Here is a 21,132-nt window from a genome sequence, read left to right as displayed (position 1 = left end):
ACATTTTGATTATGATTTTTTATTATTAATATTTGTTATATAATTTTCAATAATTGAGAAAATATTCTGTGTGGTCCAATAAAGTACAAGTCCACTTGAAAAATTATAAAATAAAAAAAAGAAAAGTATAGGCATAAGGTACGACATTATTTGTGATTGGGTTTTTTGCTCTTGAGTAGTATAAACTTGTCCTTTTGATTGGATAATTGTTTGAACAATTGATACTATTATCATTATTATGGGTAGAAGTCTTATTTCATTACCAATAAAAGGAATACTAAAATTTAGTTTAAATAGAACATCAGGGGATGATAAATCTTTAATCCATAAAAATTTTGCATTTCTTAAATTTAAATTATATATAATTGAATTATAAAAAGCAATAAGAAATGGAAGTTGTAGTAAAATTGGTAAACAACCAGACAGGGGGCTTACACCTTCTTTTTTATAAAGTTCTGATAATTCAATTTGTGCTTTTTGGGGGTTATTTTTATTTCTGTTTTGAATTTCTTGAATTTTAGGTGAAAGCTCTGCCATTTTTTTCATTGAAATTATTGATTTTCTTGTTAATGGATAAAGAACTATTTTTATTAATAGAGATACTAATATTATTGCTATTCCATAATTTTTAATAAATTTGTATAAAAATTCTAAAATTGCATTAAAAAAGATTACAATAGGATTTAATATTCCTCCATAATTTACAATGTGTGTAAAACTTTTGTCTATAGAAGAAAGAGTAGATCTTTTTTTGGGTAAAAAATAAACATTTATTTTATATTCATTTTTTATTAATTCAAATTTTTGTGGTGCTATTATGATCTCATGTTCATTTTTGTTAAATTGGGTTAAATATAAATTATATTTTAGAGTATCATTTCTTTTTAAAATAAAAGTGAAATAGAGGTTGGATACTGAAATCCATTTATAATTATTTATAGTCTCTATGTTTCTATCTTTTAAATTGAGTTTTTTATAAGTATCACCGAAATAGAAAGAAACTTCTTGTTTATTATTTCTATTTTCAATAATGTCTGATGGCCCTAAAGTATATCCCCAACTTAAAAAGTTAATATAATTATTATCATTTAATATAGGTATATTATTATTAAGTCCATTAAAATGCAAATCAATTTCTAAATCATCTTTACCGAGAGTTATTATTTTTATAAATTCTATTGGATTATTGTTAGCATCAGACATAACTTTCCTAAATACTATTCTATCTTTTTTCTCTTCAATAACTTCAAAGTCTATAGATTCAACTTTTTGCATATTGTTTAGAGATATAAAGCAACTTTCAAGAGGTGATATGTTTGGTTCCTTTTTGTTGTTAATTATCATATTATTATTTGAAATTTTGTCAGATTTAAAATTTTTAAGTTCAAAATGGATAAGTTTACCTCCTATAGATGAAAAAGTTGCTAGGATATTCTCGTTTTCAAGATTAATTAGCTTTTCTGGAAAATTTTTTATTATTTCTTTTTTGACTAATTCATCATTTTTACTTTCAATTTTATTTGTTTCCTCTTTATTAATATTTGGTGTTTCATTTTGGTTGGATTGTTTAGTTTGGTTTTTTGAAATTTGTTCATTTTGAGATTGTTTTGTAATTTGTGATTCTGGAAAAAATTTCGGAACAATAAATGTAAAATATAATAATGTAAATATAAATGTCAATACCATAAATAAAATGAAATTTTTTTGCATTTTTACCTCTTATTGTTAATATATTTTATTTATATTAATTTTTTTATTTATTGGTTTTTTTGTGATAGTTATATTTATTATAATTTTTTGTTTAGTGTTATAATGGTATTATTTTATTAAAAAACTATTATAAAATAAATGATCTATTTTAAAAAAATTAGGGTAAAGGATCATATCCTCCTTTGTTAAATGGATTACATTTTAATATTCTTTTTAAAGTTAATATAGTTGCTTTAATGAAATTATATTTTTTGTATGCTTCATAAGCATATGTTGAACAAGAAGGTATGAATTTACAAGAAGGATATAAATGTATTGAAATAAACTTTTTATAAAAAATAATTAATAAAATGAAAAAGCTATTAATTAAATTGCTTAAAAAGAAAAATGTTTTATTTAATAAGTTAATAAAATTAGGTATATATTTTTTATAATTTTTCAAATAATTGCAAAATCTCATTTTCAATTTCTTTGTAATTGTTTGGTTTATTTTTTAACACAAAAAGAAAATTATAATTATTTTTTAATAAATATTTATTTTTTCTATAAACTTCTTTTATTATTCTTTTATAATAATTTCTAATCACAGAATTGCCATGTTTTTTAGATACAGATACTGCCATCTTAGATGAAAGTTCATAATTTTTATTATAATAAATATGTAAAAAATTACCTTTAAATTTTATTTTATTTTTTATTAATTTGTTTATTAAAATAGGATCTCTTAAATGTTCATTTTTATTAAATTTAAAATTTAACATTATTTTAATTTTAGAATTTTTATAAATTGTGTTAAAATATACTTTACATTTAATATTATTATTTATAAACAATTTAAATATTATATTTATATAAATAAATCAAACAAAAATGTTGAAGATTTTAAATAAAAAGGAAATTAAATTATAATTTAATATTTAATTTATAATTAAAAATAATTTATTTTTATTTAAATTTATACAAAATTTATTTTGCTTTTTTAACGGATGAAACAGTTAAAACTTTTCTTCCTTTTCTTCTTCTTCTTGATAAAACTTTTCTTCCATCTTTATCTTGCATTCTTTTTCTAAATCCATGAGTCTTTAATCTTTTAGTATTATGTGGTTGATAAGTTCTTTTCATATTCTCCTCTCTATTACAATTAATTTATAATATTATTGATTTATAAAAAGTATTATTTCTTTTTTCAATTTACAATTCATAAATTAGATTATTATTTATTAATTAATTTTTAATATTTGTTTTTTAGTTTATAATAATAATATTATTATTATATTTAATTGTTTTATTTTATTCTACTACTAATTATTTCTGTGTATCAAAAATAAATTATTTTTTTATTTAGTCAAGTTTTTATTCTGAGTGGTAGTTAATAAGTGTTTTTACATCATATTTTCCCAAAAGTTTGTTGTAGTTTAAAAAAGGTAAACCTATTACACAAAAAATACCAATAACCTTTTTACCATTTTCTTCTACAAGATCTGCTATAGCTTTTAAAGTTCCACCTGTTGCCACTAAATCATCTATAATTAAAATATTATCAACTTTTTTTAAGTCTTCCTTATGAATTTCTATTGTAGCTTCACCATATTCTAAAGTATATGTTTTTGAAATAGTTTCCCCAGGTAGTTTTCCTTTTTTCCTAGCAAGAATTAGTGGTAACTTTTTATTAAGACAAAATGGTGAGGCAAAGAGAAAACCACGAGATTCAGCTGCAATAACTGCATCAATTTTAATGTTTTTATAGTAGTCTTCCATTTCATTAATAATAAGTTCTAAACAATATGGATTCATAAGAATGGAAGTTATATCATAAAATAAAATCCCTTTTTTGGGGAAGTCTGGAATTTTTCTTATATTATCATCGAGTATTTTTTCTAAGTTGGTCATAATTAACTCCAATATATTAAATGAATAATACCAATTACTTTAATAATCTATTAAAAAAAATTAATTTTTCAAGTTTAAAATATTTTGTAAAATTTAAATTTATTTGACAATAAAACAAAAAAATTATAAATAGAGTTATAGAATAATTCAATAATTTTGAGATAAATATTAAACTTATAAAATTATATTATTAAACTTTTTTGATCAATTTTTTATTTAAAATTATTTTTTATAATAATTTTTTATTTATTTTCTATAATTTATATTATTTTATTATATAGTTTAGTTAATATTTTTATGTGGTAAAATTGTCAAAAAAACTTATTATGAAAAATGTTATTTTAATAAAACCTTACTTTAGAGATTTTTATTATACAAAAAATAGAAATTTCCCCTATGGATTGTTTTTAATAGGCTCAATATTGGAAAATATGGGTATAGATGTAAAGATTCTTGATTTGTCTATTCTTAAGAAAAAATCAGTAGATTTACCAATCTACTATAATGATTTAAAAAAATTTTATAAGAAAGATGTTTCCTCTTTTTCTTCTTTTAATAAATTTTATCATTTTGGTTTTGATATAAATGAATCTATAAAGATTATTAAAAATATAATGAAAAAAATAGGGGAACCTATTTTTATTGGGATTTCAAATTTTGCTTATCCTTATTCCTTTTATGGAGATGAACTTTCATTAAAAATAAGAGATATTTATAAAGGTTATTTGGTTGCAGGGGGAATTGGATCTTCATATCTGGAAAAAGAGGATGAAGATATTATTGATATTAAAGATTTATATGACTTTATATTTATACTTGAAGCTGATGTTTCAATAAAAAAATTTGTTGAGAATTATAATAATTTTGAGAGAAAAGAGTTTAAAGATAATATCAGTAACTTATTTTCAAAGAAATACTCGATTCATTTTAGAATAAATTTTCCACAAGATTTTGAGATTGAATCAATAAAAAATAAAGATATATTTAGAAAATTTCTTATAAATTTAGAAGAATATTTTGGTATCAATGCTAAAAGAATAACAGAAATATATCCTCACTTTTCCTTGACTTTTTCAAGGGGTTGCCCATATAAGTGTAATTTTTGTTATAACAAAAGTTTTAATATACCTTATAGGAAGAGGGAAATAGATAATATTCTTGAGGAAATTGAGATAGCTCATAAAAATGGTTTTACAAAATTTAATATTGATGATGATACATTTTTTTATGATAAAGATTTTTCTTATGAACTTTTAAGAAAAATACAAAAAGAGTTCAATAAAAAAATAGAATTATATTTTTATAATGGGTTTAATTTTCATCATTTGGAAGAAAAAGATCTAAAATTTTTAAGTAAAATTAAAATAGTAAAATTTATCACTTTTTCAATTGGATCTGTTGGCATAAAAACTCAAGAAGAGATCAATAGGCCTTTTATTACAAATTTTTTAAGTTTAGATAAAAGTGAAATTATTAATGAATTCAATGATAAGGATAATGATAGCTTCAAAAGTCGTAACATTATACTTAATTTACTAAAAAAATATAAAATTGATTCTCAAATATTTTTTATTACACCATTTAAAAATCAAAATATTATTGAAGTTTTTAATAATTTTTTATTTATACTTTCTTCTGGTAACAACATAGGGATTTCTATCTATTATCCTACACCTTCCCAGAAAGAAAATCTTTTTTATAAGAAAAAAGAAGCTTTTAGAAGTACATTCTTAAATTTCAAGGATTTTAATTTGTCAAGGGAAGAAATTTTTGTTTTTTACAATTTTGAAAGATTATTCAATTTTTTGCTAAATTTTTTTTATAAAAAATTTATAGAAAATTTTAATATTCTTAAATTGAATAATTTTTTAAATAGTATTTTGGAAAAAACTAAGTATAGTGATTTAAATTATATTTCTAAAAATAACCAATTAAAAAGAGAAACTTTATCTATTATAAAAGTTGGCAAAATTATAAACGATAAAAAATTTTATTTTATAAATTATAAAGAAACTGAGAATTTATTCCAAATTATTAATTTTGAGCATTTTTTTAAAGATAATAATAATGATAAATTAAGTGAAAAAATTTATAATATTGTTTCAATTTTTGTTGATTATATTTTAAATTCTGAATTTACTTTTCATTTCAACAATTTTTATGATTTAATTTATTTTTTATTATTTAGAAAAAAAAATAGTTTTTACATCACCATTAATAATAGTAACTATAAAAGTTCAAATAAATTTGATTCCAAAATAAGTTTTAATTATAAATTTAATAATTTAGTTTCAAATAAAATAAAAAAAATATCTATTATTATACCTTTTTATAATAGGTATAAATTATTTTTATTTTGTCTATATTCAATTTTTTTCCAATCTATTTTTATTAATCAATTCTTTAAGTTAAGAGAAAAAAATAATAAAAAAGATGAAAAAATTAATTATATTGATTTTGAGATATTAATAGTTGATGATGGTTCAGAAATTATTAAAGCAAATACAGTAATAAAAAAATTAAGAAAACATTTTATAAAAAATAATTATCTTATAAAATTTGATAAATTTATTGATTATATTTTTGCTTCAAACTTTCCAGGTTGGTTAAAAGATCAGTATAATTCAATTTTTAAATTTTGTGGAATAATCAAAGATGTAAAAAAAAATATATATATAAGTTATAATGAAAATAGAATTTTATATATGTATATCAAGAATTTATTAATGAAAAATCTCAAAATAATTAAATTAAAACATAATTTTGGTGTCTCATATGCAAGGAATATAGGTATAAAAAAATCTACCGGTGATATAATTTTTTTTCTTGATTCAGATGATATTTTTACCCCGTTTAAGATTAAAAAGCATATTGATTTATATGAAGAAAAAATATTAATTGATGGAGTAATAAATGAAGAAGGATGGGTAAGAAATAACTTTTGGATAAACAAAAAGGAAGAATTTAAAATAGAAAACTTTATGAATAATTTTTTAAATGATAACTTTGGTAAAAAAATTAAAAATAATAAAATTTCAATTAGTTCAATTTCATTAAAGAAAGAATTTCTAAAAGCAATAGGCTTAGTTACAAATAAAAAATATTTTAATATAAATAAACTATATTTAGAAGATTTTGATTTTTTTAAGAAATATTTAACAAATAAAAATATAGTTGTTATTAATGATATATTAAATATAAAAAATGGTGGAAATTTTTACTCTCTTTCTTTTATTTATAGAAAAGAAATTCACAAAGAATTAAAAAATTATTAATTTTTACAGAAAAACAATAATATTTTTTAAAATAATTTAAAAAAAAACTTGACAAATATAGTTTTTTGAGTTAAAAGAATTTTAGAAAGCTAAAAAATCCTTAAGGAGATAATATGAATAAAGCAGATTTAATTGCTGCTATTAAGAAAAAAGCAGATGCTCCAAGCAAAAAGATTGTAGAAGATGTTATTAATGCTTTTATTGATGTTGTAAAAGGTGAACTTAAGAAAAAAGGTACTGTTCAACTTGTTGGATTTGGTACTTTCAAAGTAGTTGAAAGAAAAGCTAGAGAAGGAAGAAATCCTAAAACTGGTCAAAAAATTAAAATTCCTGCAACAAAAGTACCAAAGTTTGTTCCTGGGAAAGACTTAAGGGAAATTGTAAAATAGTTTTTCAAACCAGACCCTAATGGGTCTGGTTTTTTTTTAAATATTTTTTCCCCATTTTAAAAAATTTGGAAATTTATTAAAAAAGGAGTTTATATGAATTTTGTAGGTAAATCAATAATATCAATAAATGACATGAATAAAGAAGAGTTGGATTATATTCTCGTAAAAAGTAAGGAAGTCAAAGAAGGTAAATGGAAAAATACATTAAGTGGCAAAATAATTGCGACTTTATTTTTTGAACCATCAACAAGAACTAGATTATCTTTTGAAACTGCTATATTAAAACAAAATGGGCAAATTATAGGTTTTGCTTCATCTGATGTTTCTTCAACAAAAAAAGGAGAATCTTTGAGTGATTCAATTAAAAATATTTCCAGATATGTTGATGCTATTGTTATGAGGCATCCGGTTGAAGGTGCAGCTAGAAGAGCAGCAGAGGTTTCAAATAAACCTATTATTAACGGTGGAGATGGTGCAAACCAGCACCCAACCCAAACCTTGCTAGATCTTTTTACTATTAATGAAGTTAAAGGACATTTAAATAATTTAAAAATAGGACTAATGGGAGACCTGAAGTTTGGTAGAACCATTCACTCATTATTAATGGCTTTAAGTTTTTATAATTGTGAAATTCATTTTATATCTCCAGAGCTGTTAAGAGTTCCAGATTATTACTATGATTTTCTTAAAAAGAAAAATGTAAATTTTTATATTCATGAAGATTTTAGAGAAATTTCCAAAGATTTAGATATTTTATACTGTACTAGAATTCAGAAAGAAAGATTTTCTGATCCTATTGAGTATTTAAAGGTAGCTGGTTCTTATAAAATATCTAAAGAAGATTTAAAATATTTAGGTGAAAGCACATATTTAATGCATCCACTTCCTAGAGTTGATGAAATTTCTCCTGAAGTTGATAATGATAGAAGAGCAATTTATTTTGATCAAGCTGAAAATGGAGTTTATGTAAGAGAAGCTTTACTTGGTCTTGTTTTAGGAACAATTAAGTAGAAGATTATATTTTTATAGAAGAATTTTATGAAAAATCTTATAATTTGAATTAAATTATAATTTGGAGGTTTTATGCAGACAAATGAAAGAGAATTTAAAGTATTTAAAATCAAGAATGGAACTGTGATAGATCACATACCTGCAGCACAAGCTTTAAAAGTAATAGAGATTATAGGACATAAAACTGATGGTCTCATTGCAATAGGTATGAATCTTGACTCAAATAAAATGGGTAAAAAGGATTTAATAAAATATGAAAATAAATTTCTAGAGAAGAAAGAAACAGATAAATTAGCATTAATAGCTCCAGGAGCTACTATCAATATAATTAAAGATAGTAAAGTTATAGAGAAAAGAAAAATTAATCTTCCAGAGGTTCTTGAAAATATTATTAGGTGCCCTAATCCAAATTGTATTTCTACAGTTGAAAATCTTGAAACAAGGTTTATTCTTGAAAATGAAAAAGAAAAAAATTTTAAATGTTTTTATTGTGAAAGAGTTTTTAATGTTTCTGCTGATATGATTAAATAAAATTCAAGAAAAATAGTAAATTATTATTTATTTAGTTAATTAAATATTAAAAAAAAATTATTTTTTTGGAAAAATTATATAAATAAAAATTGCAAAGATAATTTGATTAAAATATATATAGAAATAAAATTAAAATTAAAATTAATATTATAAATATGGTTTTTAAAAATTCAATTATATTTGAATCAGAGGTTGAAGAAATATTAAACTTTGATGATAAACTAACATTCATTTTAAAAAATTCTCAATTTATTCCAATGAAAATGAGTAATTTTTCTGATATTGGATATATTGATAAATATAAAATAGAAAAAGTTATATATTTTGGGGGCAATAAATTACATATAAGTAATTCAAATTACTATGATTTTATTCCTTCAGATTTAATAGAAAAAAGGTTAATTTGTAAAATAGATTTAAAAAAAAGAATTTTAATTTCTAAATTAAATAAATTTTTTGAATCTTTTGAAAATGAGTTTAATAAATATTTCTATAAAATTAATTACAACTTTTTTTTTACAGAGTATTGTGGTTATATTATTTTAGATTTTTGTGATAGAAAATATGAAAAGGATATTTTTCAAATTTTTTATAATTTGAAAGAAAAGTTTCTCTACAATTTTAATATTTGTTCTTATTTCTATTTTAATGAAAGATTTTATGTTTACTTTATCTTTGAGACTCTTTTTTTAAATTATTATAGTTTTAATTTAAATAATGTTAATTTTTTGAAAATTAATAATAGAAATATTTATTATGGATTTTTTTTTGAAGATATTTATAAAAGATTGTTTTATGATCTTTGGCTAAACAATTATGATTTTATATTCTTAGTTTTAGATAAAGGTTACTCTTATATAGCGATTTCTAAAAATCTTTATAATGAGAGATTTTTAAACGAATATATGATAGATAAAAATTTGAATATAAATAAAAATGAAAACTGTGTATTTATAAGTTATGATAAAAATCAAATTACTAATGTAAATTCGTTGATTTATATAATAGAAATATATTGCAATCTGTTTAAATTAGTAGGAAATAAAACTTGATAAATTAAATTTTTGTATTAAAAATATCACTGTATGTAAATTAAAAAATATATTCATTTTTATGGAAAAAAGAGAATTAAATGGAATTTTCTTTCCTACTGATATTTCAATTTTAATTACTTCTTTTATATTTTCTATATACTCAATTCTTAATTTTGGTAAAATAAAAATAAATTTTTTAAATATTAAAATTGATAGAGGATTATTCTATTCAATTGTTTTTATTATTCTTATTATTTTTCAAATAATTTTTATTAAATTAACAAATAATAGTAAAAATAGGTTTATAAGATTTTTCAGATTTTTTTATCCACAAGCTTTTTATATTATTTTTTTTAATGAATGTATTACTTTATCACAGTTATTCTACAATAATAAATCACTAGATAAGATATTTGCTGATATTGATTATATAATTTTTCATTATCAACCTGCATTACATTTATTTAAAGATTTTTATGGTGTTAGATGGGTAAATGAGCTGTTTTTTTTCTCATATTTTTTTTACTACTTTATGATTACTTCTGGATGGTGGTTTTTGTATTTAAGAAAGAAAGAAAAACAAGCTCAGTTTGGTTTGTGGTTAACTACAACTTCATTTTGTTTTCTATATATTTTTTATGTTATATTTCCTGTTAAGGGTCCTAAGTTTTATTTTTCTGAGTTAAATCAATTGTGGTATGAGCATTTTAAAGGTTATTTTTTTACTAATCTTATGAAAAAAATATTTAATACTGCAAATCTTGGGGGAGCTGCTTTTCCTTCATCTCATGTTGCAATTTCATTAATAGCTTTATTATTAAACAGGAAATTAAATAGATGGTTAATTCCTTTATATTTTCCTTTTACTGTTACTTTATTTTTATCAACTATTTATATTTATGCTCACTATTTTGTTGATATTTTGGGAGGAATATTTTTTGGCATTATCCTTTATGAATATGTTCCTCTTTTATATAAATACTATGAAAAATTAAACGAAATATTTAGTAAATATTTTACTAAATTTATAAAAATTGATAAAAGTTATTATATTATTTATAATAAAAATTTAAATAATAAAAAGGATATTATTTGAGTATAAAAATATTATTTATTGATGATGATAAGTCACTTTGTAGTATAGCTAATAATATTTTTTCTATACTAAAGAATATAGAATTTAAGACAATTTCAACAGATGATGAGTTTTATGAATTTCTTTCCGAGATTGAAATATCGAAAGCTTTAATTGATATATTGATTATAGATATAAGGTTTACAAAAAAATTATCAGGAATACAAATAATAGAAAAACTCAAGGAAAAGAAATTAGTCAATTTTATAATAGTTATATCTGGCTATATTGAAGAAACAACTCTTATCAAATTAATAAATCTAGGTGTTGATAAATTTTTTGAGAAGCCAGTTAATTGGAGAGAATTTATAGGATATATTAAAAGAATTATTCCTATTATTATAGAGAAAAAACAGAAAAGTAAAAAAAGCATAAAGTATAAATATCTTGAGGCTAATATAACAATCGAAAATGATTTAGATAATATTTTGCCAGTTTCTTATTGGTGTGTTGAAGAATTGGTAGATATTTTGCCTGATACAAGAATAAATTCTTTAGTTGTAGGGCTTTCAGAGATTATAACAAATGCTATGGAACATGGAAATTTGGGTATAACACCAGAGGAAAAGCAGAGGCTTATTATTGAGGGGAAATTGGAATCAGAGTTCAAAAAAAGGGCTGAAATAGTAAATAAAGAGAAAAAATATGTTAACATTAATAAGAAATTTTATGAAAATTATGCAATTTTTATTATTGAGGATAATGGGAAAGGTTTTTTGAATAAAGAAGATATAAAAAATTTGTATAATACGTCTACATATTTTGGTAGAGGACTTTATATGGTTAAAATTATATTTGACGAACTTTCTTTTGAAAATAATGGATCTAAAGTAATCCTCAAAGTTCACTGGTAATACTTTTTAGGAAAATTTTATATTTACTTATTAAGCTGGTTTTTTTAAATAGAATTTGTTAATTTAAAAAATAGTTTGGTGCTTCTTTCCTTATATCTACATCATGAGGATGGGATTCTTTTAATGCTGAATTAGTAATTTTGATAAATTTTGATTTTTCCCTTAGTTCTTCTAAATTCTTAGCTCCTATATAACCCATTCCTGATTTAAGCCCTCCAATAAGTTGGAAAATAAGATCTTCAGCTTTTCCTCTATAGGGGACAGATCCAACAATTCCTTCTGGAACAAGTTTTTCATTTTCAACAGAATCTTGAAAATACCTATCTTTACTTCCTTTAATCATAGCATCTATTGAACCCATTCCTCTATATATTTTATATCTTTTCCCCCCGATATGTATAAGTTCGCCAGGGGCTTCTTCAGTTTGAGCAAATAGGTTTCCAAGCATAACTGCATGAGCCCCAGCTGCTATTGCTTTTACAATATCTCCAGAGTATCTAATACCACCATCAGCTATTATTTTTATATTAGAACCTTTTAGAGCTTTTGAAACTTCAAGAATAGCAGTTAATTGTGGAACACCAATTCCTGCCACTACTCTTGTTGTACAAATAGAACCTGGTCCTATTCCAACTTTAACAACATCGGCTCCACAATCTTTTAAAAATAGGGCAGCTTCATAAGTTGCAATATTACCTCCAACAACAACACATTCGAAATTTTTTTTTATCCATTTTATAGTATTTCCAACATTTTTTGTATGTCCGTGTGCAGTATCTACAACTATTAAATCACATTCATTATCAAGTAATAAGGGAACTCTCCTTTTGGCATCTTCTTCAACTCCAACAGCAGCACCTACGAGAAGTCTATTTTTTGAATCCCTTGATGCATTTGGATAATTTATTTCTTTAAGTATATCTTTATATGTTACAAGTCCTTTAAGTTCTCTATCTTTATTTATAATTGGTAATTTTTCAATTTTGGATTTATTCATTATATTTTTTGCTTCTTCAAGATTAATTGGTTCATAAGCATATATAAGTTTTTCGAAAGGAGTCATTATTTTATAAACTTCGAGGTTTTCGTCTTCAATATATCTAATGTCCCTATTTGTAAGCATTCCTACAAGTTTCATATCCTTGTCAACAACTGGAAACCCATTGATATTATTTTCCTTCATTATTAAAAAAACTTCTTTTAACCTTGTTTCAGGATGTACCACTATTGGATTATTAATTATCCCTGACTCAAACCTTTTAACTTTATAAACTTCTTTTGCTTGTTCTTCTGGGGACATGTTTTTATGAATTATTCCAATACCACCTTGGCATGCAAGAGCAATTGCCATTTCAGATTCAGTAACAGTATCCATAGCAGCAGAAAGTAAAGGTATGTTTAAATTAATTTTTTCGTGTAAACTAGTTTTGACATCAACTTTAGATGGTGAAATTTCTGAATACTGAGGAAGAATAAGTATATCATCAAATGTCAAACCTTCAAAATTTACAAATTTTTCCATAAATTCTCTCTATTTAGTAAAATTAATAAAAAATTATTTAAAATAAAATATAAATAATATTTATATTTTTGAATCAAATAAATTTTAATATTTATGATATAGTTAATTTTTTAATTTATTATGGTGTAACTCTATTAATATCTCTTGGATACATTGAAGCTTCTTTAACATTTTCAAGACCTATTGTTCTTGCAGTTAATCTTTCAAGACCTATTGCTAATCCGCCATGTGGAGGTATTCCATATTTGTGTATCTGAAGATAAGATTCAAAATCATCTGGATTTAATCCAAATCTTTTTAGTTTCTCAACCTGCATATCATAGTCATGAATTCTTTGACTTCCAGTAGTAACTTCAAGTCCTCTAAATAAGAGATCAAAAGATTCTGTTACTGATGGATCATCTTTTGTTTCCATTGTGTAAAATGGTCTTTTAGAAGTTGGGAAATTTGTAGCAAAAACAAATTCTGTTTGATAATTTTTGTATGCCCAATCACAAATATATTTTTCTTCATCTGGTGAAAGGTCTGGTTCATTTCTATAGTCTTTTTTTGTTTCATTAAATACTATTTCATGAATCTCTTTAATAGTAAGTGCAAGAAATTTATCTGTTTCTGGGAGTTTTATATCAAGTAGATTTATTTCAAATTTATAAAAAGTTGGCAAATAATAACTGTAAAGAAATTTTAAAAATCCGATCTCAATTTGAATTACATCATAAAAAGAATCAATATATCCCATTTCAAAGTCGAGAGAAATATATTCATTTAAATGTCTTGAAGTATTATGTTTTTCTGCTCTAAATACAGGGCCAATTTCATAAACTCTACCAAATATTCCAACTCCATATTGTTTGTAAAATTGTGGAGATTGGGCAAGAAAAACTTCTTTATCAAAATATGGAAGTTTAAATATATTTGTACCACCTTCAGCTCCAGCAAAAACAATTTTTGGAGTATGAATTCTTGTAAAACCAAGAGATGAAAGGTAAAATCCAAAAGCATTTGAGATTGCTTCTGCTATCTTAAAAATGGCTCTTTTTTTAGGATGTCTTAAACTTATAGGTCTGTAATCAAATTCTGTGTCAGGTTTAACATTTAACTCTTTTTTATTTATTTCAAATGGTGGAACCTCTTTTGGTCTATGGATTAATTTTATTTCAGTTACTAAAAACTCAAAATTGTTAGGAAATATAGATTTGTCTTTAAGTTGTGCTTCTCTCTTTTTTGCTTTAACTTCAATGAAATCACCTTCAATAAAGTTATTTATATTTAATTTATTAAAATCACTTTCTTCAACTATTAGTTGGACTAAAGATCTATCTGTTCTTAATATAATAAAACATACGTTTGGTAGTAATCTTATCCTATGTATAGCTCCTTTTAAATTAACTTCATCGTTGATTTTAATATAGTCAATATTTTGATATGAAAAGTTTAAGAGTTCTGGCAAAAAATTTCTATTTATTTCTGAAAAAGGATTTATTAATGGATAGAAATTTGATTTTATTGATTTTTCTTCGACTTTGAGTATTTTCATAATTAGCTGTTCCTATATCATTTTTTAACCAAATATATTTAATTTTATCCTTTTGTCAAATAATTCTATTTGATTTTTAATAATTTTAATATTAAATATATTTATAAATAATAAAAGTTATTAAAAGATAGGTTATTATGAGTGAAGTTTATTTTATTAATTTAAGAAAAATTAATAAATCTGTTCTAAACTATATTGATAATGCTTTTGATAAAATAAAATATAATATAATTAAAGATTCTATAGTTGCATGTAAAGTGCATTTTGGAGAGCTTGGAAATACAAGTTATATAAGACCTGTTTTTATTAGAAGAATAGTTGAAAATATTAAAAATAAAGGTGGTAAGGTGTTTTTAACAGACACAAATACTCTTTATAGAGGAGCAAGGACGAATGCTGTAGACTTTCTAAACTCAGCAATTTACAATGGATTTGGGTATGATTCTACCGGAGTACCGATTATAATAGCCGATGGATTAAGATCGAATAATAGGGTTGAGATAAATACTGAAGATTCCAAATTTTTTAAAAAAATATGGATAGCAGGAGATATTTACAACTCTGATGAGATTGTAGTTGTATCACATATAAAGGGACATATTGCAGCAGGTTTTGGAGGGGCAATAAAGAATATTTGTATGGGCTTTGCCCCCAGATCAACAAAACAACAGATGCATGGAGATGTGAAACCAACTTTAAATAAAGAAAAGTGTATAGGATGTGGTTTATGCATTAAATATTGCCCATCTGGTGCAATTTCTTTTCAAGTAGTTGATGGAAAAAAAATTGCAAATTTTAATTATGAAAGTTGTATAGGGTGTGCTGATTGTATAGTAGTTTGCAAAAAGGGAGCTTTAAGAATATTATGGAATGAATCTATTGAAAGATTTCTTGAAAAAATGGGGGAAGTAACATACTATTATATAAAAGAATTAAATAAAAAAATTCTCTATATTAATTTTATAGTAGATATAACTCCAAATTGTGATTGTATGGATTTTTCAGAATATCCCCTTGCTTCTGATGTAGGAATACTTTTTTCATATGACCCTGTTGCTATTGATAAGGCATCAGTTGATATATTAAAAGAATTTTCAGGTAAAGATGTTTTTATAGAATTTAGAAAAAATATTGACTACTATAAACTTATAGATTATTGTTATAAAAAAGGAATAGGTGATATAAGTTATAAAATATATGAGATATAATTAAATATTATATTATATTAATTGTTTGTATAAAATGGAGGTAAATATGGAAAATAGTAAATTTCATAAATTTAAAAAAGGTTTGTCTATCAGCTTAAAAATAAATTTTATGCTTTTCTTTTTTATTTTAATTTTTGCTTTAGTTTTAATTTTACCAATAGAGAATCTTGTTAGATCAGAGACAAAAAAATTAAGATTTGAGCAAATGTATGAAAAAGTTAAATATGTTGTTGAGAATTTTGATGAAAATATAGAGTTTTTTGATTTTATTATTTCGTTAATTTCAACAGGTCAGCATTTTAATGATTTCATAAATGGGAGAAGACCAGATACTGGTGCTGTTGGAGAAAGAATTTATACATTAGTTTCAAAATACCAATTTATAAGAGAATACATAATTGCAGAGTCGACTGGAAAAGTGTTGTGGAGTAATTTGAATGATAGAATAGGAATAAATATTTCAGATAGAGATTATTTTAATGAAATTTTAAAAGGTAATTTAACACCAAGAAACTATTTTAAATCTGAATTAAATAATAATCCAATAATTGTAAGAAGTTTTGAAAGAAAGAGAGAAAATGAAGAAAAGATTTATGTTATCTATATAATTGATCTTTTTGAAGCAGGAAAACAGATTTTTGGGAAACATAAAATAGGTAGATCTGGATATTTTTTTGTTCTTGGATATGATGGAGCTACACTTTTTCATGTAAAAAATGAGTTGCTATGGAATGATGTAAAAAAAGAGGAATTTTATATAAAGATAACAAATACTTATAAATTGGAAGATAATGTGACAAATAGAATAGTTCCTTATACTTATAAAGGTACACCTAAATTTTGTGTTTATAACTTATCAAAAAAGTTTGATTTTTTTATTGCAGCGACAATAAATAAGAAAGAAGTCGAAGAAATAGCTACTATATTAATAAGAAACTCTATTATAGAAACAGCATTATCAATTATAATAATTCTTGTTTTCTTAATTATAACTATTAATCAACAAATAATTAGGAAAGTTAAAGCTTTGTTTGTTGGTTTAGAAAGACTTTCATCAGGGGACCTCTCATCATATATTATGCTAAAATCAGGGGATCAACTTGGCAATATAATTTATAACTTTAATCTCACAATTGAAAAACTAAATCAAGTTATTAGAAGTTTTAAAAAAGAGTCTACTGAACTTAAAAAATCTTCTGAAACTTTATCTGTAAATCTTTCACAAATAGCAGCTTCTATAAATCAAATTACATCGAATATAAAACATACATCAGAAGAGATAGATAGCCAAGCAACATCAGTAACTCAGACAACAGCTTCAGTTGAGCAGATGACAAGGAGTATTGAAAATCTTTCAAAACTTGTTGAAGATCTATCTGCAAGCATAACAGAATCATCATCTGCTGTTGAACAGATGATTGCAAATATTGCATCAGTTACAACTTCTTCAAATAAAGCTAAAGAATCAGTTGATAATCTTGTATTGTCTTCTGAAACAGGTAAAAAGAGTGTAATTGAGTTGCAAAGTATTATAAATTTAATAGCAAAACAATCAGAAAAACTTCTTGAAGCAAATAACCTTATTATAAGCATAGCGAATAAAACTAATCTCTTATCAATGAATGCAGCTATAGAAGCAGCTCATGCTGGAGATGCAGGTAGAGGTTTTGCAGTTGTTGCTGATGAGATAAGAAAATTGGCTGAGATTGCTGGGAATCAGTCAAAAGAAGTTGAAAAAAACTTAAAAGAGATAAAAACCAATATAGATAAAATGGTTTTAACTTCTAAAAATGTAAATGAATCTTTTGATAAGTTATCTGAAAATGTAAAGTTTGTAGATAATGTTGTAGCAGAAGTAAGACAGGCTATGATTGAGCAAAATGAAGGAGGGAAACAGGTTTTGGAAGCTCTTAAAAAAATGAATGAAATAAGTTCAATTGTAAAAACATCAAGCTATGAAATGTCTGAGGGAACAAAGCAGATAAATGAAGCAATTATGAAATTAAATACAATAAGTGCTGAAGTAAAGACAAGCATTACTGAGATAGATCATGGTATATCAAATATAAATTCTTCTATTAATAACATTTCTAAATTAGGCATTACAATTAAAGAATTATCTGAAAGAAACGAAAAAGAGATTGATTTCTTTAAACTTGAAAAAGAAGGGGAAGAGAAAATTAATATTTTAGTTAAAGAGGAAGAGCTAAAAGCTCTTACTTATAAGAAAAAAGAGAACAAAGATACTTCAGATGAACAAGAAAAAATTACCCCATTAAGAGATGATAAAGTTAAACAAAGAAGAGAAAAGTTACAAAAAATTAAGGAAAAAATTGAAAAAAAATCAAAAAATAATATGGATTTAAAAGATGAAGAGAATTTAAAAGAACCAGAGGAGTTTATAAGTGATTTACCAGATTTAGATAATTCAGATGATAAAAAAATAAGGTTAAAAGAAGAAAGTGAAGATTTTTAAAACAGAATATTTAATTATTAAAAAATATATTTAAATACTTAATAAAACTTAAAAAACATTAAAAGGCTGATAAATATGAAAATTATAATAAAAGAAAAAATAAAGCTTTTATATGTTGTTATACTTTTACTATTAATTATAGTTTGTCAATTCAATTTTTTATTGGAAGCACAATCTACAGGAACTTCTGGACAACAAACAGGGACATCTCAAACTAGTTCTCAGGCATCACAAAAAACTCAAACACCTACTGAATTTACATATGGGTTCTTTTCTTTTTCAAAAAATTATGATGCATTAAAATCTGGAGCTACTAATAATGGTTATAAATTTACTGAGAAAGAGATAAATTCTATTTTTGGGAAATTTTTACTTATATTTGAAAAACAGTATCAAACTTATAATGAAAGTGTTTATATTTTTTTTAATGAAAAGAAGGAACCAATATTTATAAAAATTACTTATACATTGATGACTAAGACTACAAGAAGTTTTCTTGAAAAGCTTTTTTTAGAAGTTAAAAAAGTATTGCATGAAAAATATGGTCCTACTCAAAGGGAAGATTTACCATACTATAGGAATTATAACGATAAGTATGAAATAATTCTATCTCCATTATTTGCAGCATCTATATCTTTTGATTTACAGGTTAAATTTAATGATAAGTATATTGCATATATTGATTATTATAATAAAGAAGTTTCAAAAACCCAAGATGCTGAAATATCAACTATAATAAAACAATATTAAAAGTTAATATAAATTCAGGGAGAATTTGTGAAAATAGGAGTACATATAACTCATGAGGCTGTTCAAAAGATAGGAGGTATTGGTTCTGTCTTAAATGGTTTATGTTCTTCAGACAGATATAAAAACTTTTTTAATAAAACTCTTCTTTATGGTCCTTTGTTCTATAATCCAGGAGATATTTTTTCAAAACTAGGAAAGGGTGGAAAAGTATTTTATTCAAATAGAGATTACTATGATGAAGATAATTATGAAAATAGATTTAAACCAATTATTGATAAATATAATATAAATATTATTTATGGTAAAAGAATATTGTCAAATGAGTTTAATCCACTAAAAAGTCTTGAAGTTGATATTCTTTTAGTAGATATAAATGGAATGAATAAAAATGAGATAGATATATTTAAGTATAAGTTGTGGGAAAGATTTAAACTTGAATCTATTAAATTTGAATCAGATTGGGATTATGAACAATATTTAAGAATAGGGATTCCTTATGTTGAATTATTGCAAGCTTTATATGGTGAGTCAAATGAGTTTTATCACTTTTCTCATGAATTTATGGGGATTATTTCCTGTCTTTCAACTCTCTTAAAACCTTCCTTTTATAAATCTAAGACTATATATTATGCGCATGAGATATCACCTGTCAGATCTATAATAGAAAAGATTGAAGGCCATGATATATCATTTTACCTTAAAATGGAAGAAGACAAAAAAAACAATGTAGATCTTTTACAAAGATATCCTCAACAAAGTGAAAATCCTAGAACTATACTTATTAAAAAGACTACACAATTTGACTTAATATATGCTGTTTCTGATTTAGTTAGAGATGAATATATATATCTAAATCCAGAAATTGATAAAAGCAAAGTTAAAGTTGTTTATAATGGTATACCAATAAAATTTATAGAGCAAAGAGAAAAAGAAGAATCAAGGAATATTCTTATTGATTATTGTAAAAATCTTTTTAATTTTGAGCCTGATTTTATATTTACTCATGTAGCTAGAATGGTTCCAAGTAAAGCATTTTACAGGGATTTTACCTTTCTTTTTGAGTTGGATGAAATTGTTAAAAGTGCAGGGGGTAAGGGATTTTTTTTGCTTCTTTCATCTTTAATAGGTACTGGAAGGGATTCATCTCAAATATTTAATATGGAAAAAGAGTATGGTTGGCCAGTTTATCACAAAGAGGGATGGCCTGATTTAGTTGGTATGGAAATTGAAATCAATAGTTTTTTAGAAGTTTTTAATGAAAAATCAAAAGCTATAAAAGGAATATTTATAAATCAGTTTGGTTTTTCAAGAAGAAAGTGTGGTTTTAGAGTTTCTGAAAAGGCTGAGTTTTTGCATTTTAGAGTAGGATCAGATGCTGAAATTGGTTTTTCTATTTACGAGCCATTTGGTATTGCTCAGCTTGAAACAATACCTTTTGGAGGATTTAGTTTTTTATCTACTTCTTGTGGAGCTTTTTATTTGTTAAAATGTTCTTTTAATAATGAAAAAGGAATATTACCTTTTATTGGTTTTGATTTTATAGGCGAAGGGCATTTGGATTTAGAAAAAAATAAAATTGATCCATTATCCTTAAATAAAGAAACTAGGTTTTTAATTGAGAGAAGGTTGTTTAATAAAATGGCAAATATTATTTTTAATGTTTTGCCAAAAAACAATCAAGAAAGGTTTAATCTCCTATTTAAATTTCAAAGCTTATCAAATAAATTAGGTTGGGAAGCAATTACTGAAAATGTTATAAAATATTTGACATGATTTTAATTAGTTTAAAAATAAGAATTTAAATTTTTGA

Annotated in this window: 18 protein-coding genes; 11 read left to right on the top strand and 7 right to left on the bottom strand. The window is 23.3% G+C overall.

The features are described from left to right. Positions 1 to 9: 9 nt before the first annotated feature. From yidC to N3A58_05370, 5 genes are all read right to left on the bottom strand, one after another. Complete coding sequence (yidC, locus tag N3A58_05390; protein ID MCX8058827.1) at positions 10 to 1,710, bottom strand: membrane protein insertase YidC; 1,701 nt, start codon at positions 1,708 to 1,710, stop codon at positions 10 to 12. Positions 1,711 to 1,867: 157 nt separating this feature from the next. Then, a complete protein-coding gene (gene yidD, locus N3A58_05385) occupies positions 1,868 to 2,152 on the bottom strand; it encodes a membrane protein insertion efficiency factor YidD (protein MCX8058826.1) in 285 nt (94 codons plus the stop codon). Continuing rightward, entirely contained in the window at positions 2,139 to 2,471 is a 333-nt protein-coding gene (rnpA, locus tag N3A58_05380; protein ID MCX8058825.1) for a ribonuclease P protein component, read from the bottom strand. The genes yidD and rnpA overlap by 14 nt, the downstream gene beginning before the upstream one ends. Before the next feature lie 205 nt (positions 2,472 to 2,676). Continuing rightward, positions 2,677 to 2,832 (bottom strand): 50S ribosomal protein L34, encoded by a 156-nt coding sequence (gene rpmH / locus N3A58_05375; protein MCX8058824.1) that lies wholly within the window; start codon positions 2,830 to 2,832, stop codon positions 2,677 to 2,679. Between the two features lie 231 nt (positions 2,833 to 3,063). After that, positions 3,064 to 3,600, bottom strand: a complete 537-nt coding sequence (locus tag N3A58_05370; protein ID MCX8058823.1) for an adenine phosphoribosyltransferase — start codon at positions 3,598 to 3,600, stop codon at positions 3,064 to 3,066. Positions 3,601 to 3,926: 326 nt separating this feature from the next. Between N3A58_05370 and N3A58_05365 the strand changes: the two genes are divergently transcribed. From N3A58_05365 to N3A58_05335, 7 genes are all read left to right on the top strand, one after another. Next, positions 3,927 to 6,875, top strand: a complete 2,949-nt coding sequence (locus tag N3A58_05365) for a glycosyltransferase (protein MCX8058822.1) — start codon at positions 3,927 to 3,929, stop codon at positions 6,873 to 6,875. A 113-nt stretch (positions 6,876 to 6,988) separates the two neighbouring features. Continuing rightward, a complete protein-coding gene (locus N3A58_05360; protein ID MCX8058821.1) occupies positions 6,989 to 7,264 on the top strand; it encodes an HU family DNA-binding protein in 276 nt (91 codons plus the stop codon). Positions 7,265 to 7,357: 93 nt separating this feature from the next. Then, positions 7,358 to 8,275, top strand: coding sequence for an aspartate carbamoyltransferase (pyrB, locus tag N3A58_05355; GenBank protein MCX8058820.1), 918 nt, complete (start codon positions 7,358 to 7,360; stop codon positions 8,273 to 8,275). Positions 8,276 to 8,347: 72 nt separating this feature from the next. After that, positions 8,348 to 8,806: an aspartate carbamoyltransferase regulatory subunit gene (gene pyrI, locus N3A58_05350; GenBank protein ID MCX8058819.1), complete on the top strand. Its 459-nt coding sequence runs from the start codon at positions 8,348 to 8,350 to the stop codon at positions 8,804 to 8,806. Between the two features lie 155 nt (positions 8,807 to 8,961). Then, a complete protein-coding gene (locus tag N3A58_05345; protein MCX8058818.1) occupies positions 8,962 to 9,858 on the top strand; it encodes a hypothetical protein in 897 nt (298 codons plus the stop codon). Between the two features lie 61 nt (positions 9,859 to 9,919). After that, positions 9,920 to 10,936, top strand: a complete 1,017-nt coding sequence (locus N3A58_05340; GenBank protein ID MCX8058817.1) for a phosphatase PAP2 family protein — start codon at positions 9,920 to 9,922, stop codon at positions 10,934 to 10,936. After that, on the top strand, positions 10,933 to 11,829 hold the full coding sequence (locus tag N3A58_05335; GenBank protein ID MCX8058816.1) for a response regulator: 897 nt from the start codon (positions 10,933 to 10,935) through the stop codon (positions 11,827 to 11,829). Before N3A58_05340 ends, N3A58_05335 begins: the two co-directional genes overlap by 4 nt. 58 nt (positions 11,830 to 11,887) lie before the next feature. Here N3A58_05335 and guaB read toward each other — a convergent pair whose 3' ends face one another. Continuing rightward, on the bottom strand, positions 11,888 to 13,351 hold the full coding sequence (gene guaB, locus N3A58_05330) for an IMP dehydrogenase (protein MCX8058815.1): 1,464 nt from the start codon (positions 13,349 to 13,351) through the stop codon (positions 11,888 to 11,890). A 118-nt stretch (positions 13,352 to 13,469) separates the two neighbouring features. After that, positions 13,470 to 14,888, bottom strand: coding sequence for an aspartate--tRNA(Asn) ligase (gene aspS / locus N3A58_05325; GenBank protein ID MCX8058814.1), 1,419 nt, complete (start codon positions 14,886 to 14,888; stop codon positions 13,470 to 13,472). A 137-nt stretch (positions 14,889 to 15,025) separates the two neighbouring features. On the opposite strand from aspS, the gene N3A58_05320 reads away from it, so the two are divergent. The 4 genes from N3A58_05320 (at position 15,026) to N3A58_05305 (ending at position 21,095) form a co-directional block, all read left to right on the top strand. Beyond that, positions 15,026 to 16,096 (top strand): DUF362 domain-containing protein, encoded by a 1,071-nt coding sequence (locus N3A58_05320; protein MCX8058813.1) that lies wholly within the window; start codon positions 15,026 to 15,028, stop codon positions 16,094 to 16,096. Positions 16,097 to 16,142: 46 nt separating this feature from the next. Then, positions 16,143 to 18,572, top strand: a complete 2,430-nt coding sequence (locus N3A58_05315) for a methyl-accepting chemotaxis protein (GenBank protein ID MCX8058812.1) — start codon at positions 16,143 to 16,145, stop codon at positions 18,570 to 18,572. Between the two features lie 75 nt (positions 18,573 to 18,647). Then, complete coding sequence (locus N3A58_05310; GenBank protein MCX8058811.1) at positions 18,648 to 19,322, top strand: hypothetical protein; 675 nt, start codon at positions 18,648 to 18,650, stop codon at positions 19,320 to 19,322. Between the two features lie 27 nt (positions 19,323 to 19,349). Next, entirely contained in the window at positions 19,350 to 21,095 is a 1,746-nt protein-coding gene (locus tag N3A58_05305) for a hypothetical protein (protein MCX8058810.1), read from the top strand. The last annotated feature ends 37 nt before the right edge of the window (positions 21,096 to 21,132 follow it).

It is taken from the genome of Spirochaetota bacterium (genome assembly GCA_026415295.1).
Taxonomy (GTDB): domain Bacteria; phylum Spirochaetota; class JAAYUW01; order JAAYUW01; family JAOAHJ01; genus JAOAHJ01.
The sequence above is the reverse complement of the archived record's forward strand: the minus strand, read 5'-3'. Positions and strand labels throughout refer to the sequence as shown.

Coding starts and splice junctions, on each gene's coding strand:
- rpmH (MCX8058824.1), bottom strand. CDS start 2,832: ATGAAAAGAACTTATCAACCACATAATACTAAAAGATTAAAGACTCAT.
- N3A58_05310 (MCX8058811.1), top strand. CDS start 18,648: ATGAAAATTATAATAAAAGAAAAAATAAAGCTTTTATATGTTGTTATA.
- pyrI (MCX8058819.1), top strand. CDS start 8,348: ATGCAGACAAATGAAAGAGAATTTAAAGTATTTAAAATCAAGAATGGA.
- N3A58_05360 (MCX8058821.1), top strand. CDS start 6,989: ATGAATAAAGCAGATTTAATTGCTGCTATTAAGAAAAAAGCAGATGCT.
- N3A58_05370 (MCX8058823.1), bottom strand. CDS start 3,600: ATGACCAACTTAGAAAAAATACTCGATGATAATATAAGAAAAATTCCA.
- N3A58_05340 (MCX8058817.1), top strand. CDS start 9,920: ATGGAAAAAAGAGAATTAAATGGAATTTTCTTTCCTACTGATATTTCA.
- N3A58_05320 (MCX8058813.1), top strand. CDS start 15,026: ATGAGTGAAGTTTATTTTATTAATTTAAGAAAAATTAATAAATCTGTT.
- guaB (MCX8058815.1), bottom strand. CDS start 13,351: ATGGAAAAATTTGTAAATTTTGAAGGTTTGACATTTGATGATATACTT.
- pyrB (MCX8058820.1), top strand. CDS start 7,358: ATGAATTTTGTAGGTAAATCAATAATATCAATAAATGACATGAATAAA.
- rnpA (MCX8058825.1), bottom strand. CDS start 2,471: ATGTTAAATTTTAAATTTAATAAAAATGAACATTTAAGAGATCCTATT.
- N3A58_05345 (MCX8058818.1), top strand. CDS start 8,962: ATGGTTTTTAAAAATTCAATTATATTTGAATCAGAGGTTGAAGAAATA.
- aspS (MCX8058814.1), bottom strand. CDS start 14,888: ATGAAAATACTCAAAGTCGAAGAAAAATCAATAAAATCAAATTTCTAT.
- N3A58_05315 (MCX8058812.1), top strand. CDS start 16,143: ATGGAAAATAGTAAATTTCATAAATTTAAAAAAGGTTTGTCTATCAGC.
- yidC (MCX8058827.1), bottom strand. CDS start 1,710: ATGCAAAAAAATTTCATTTTATTTATGGTATTGACATTTATATTTACA.
- N3A58_05365 (MCX8058822.1), top strand. CDS start 3,927: ATGAAAAATGTTATTTTAATAAAACCTTACTTTAGAGATTTTTATTAT.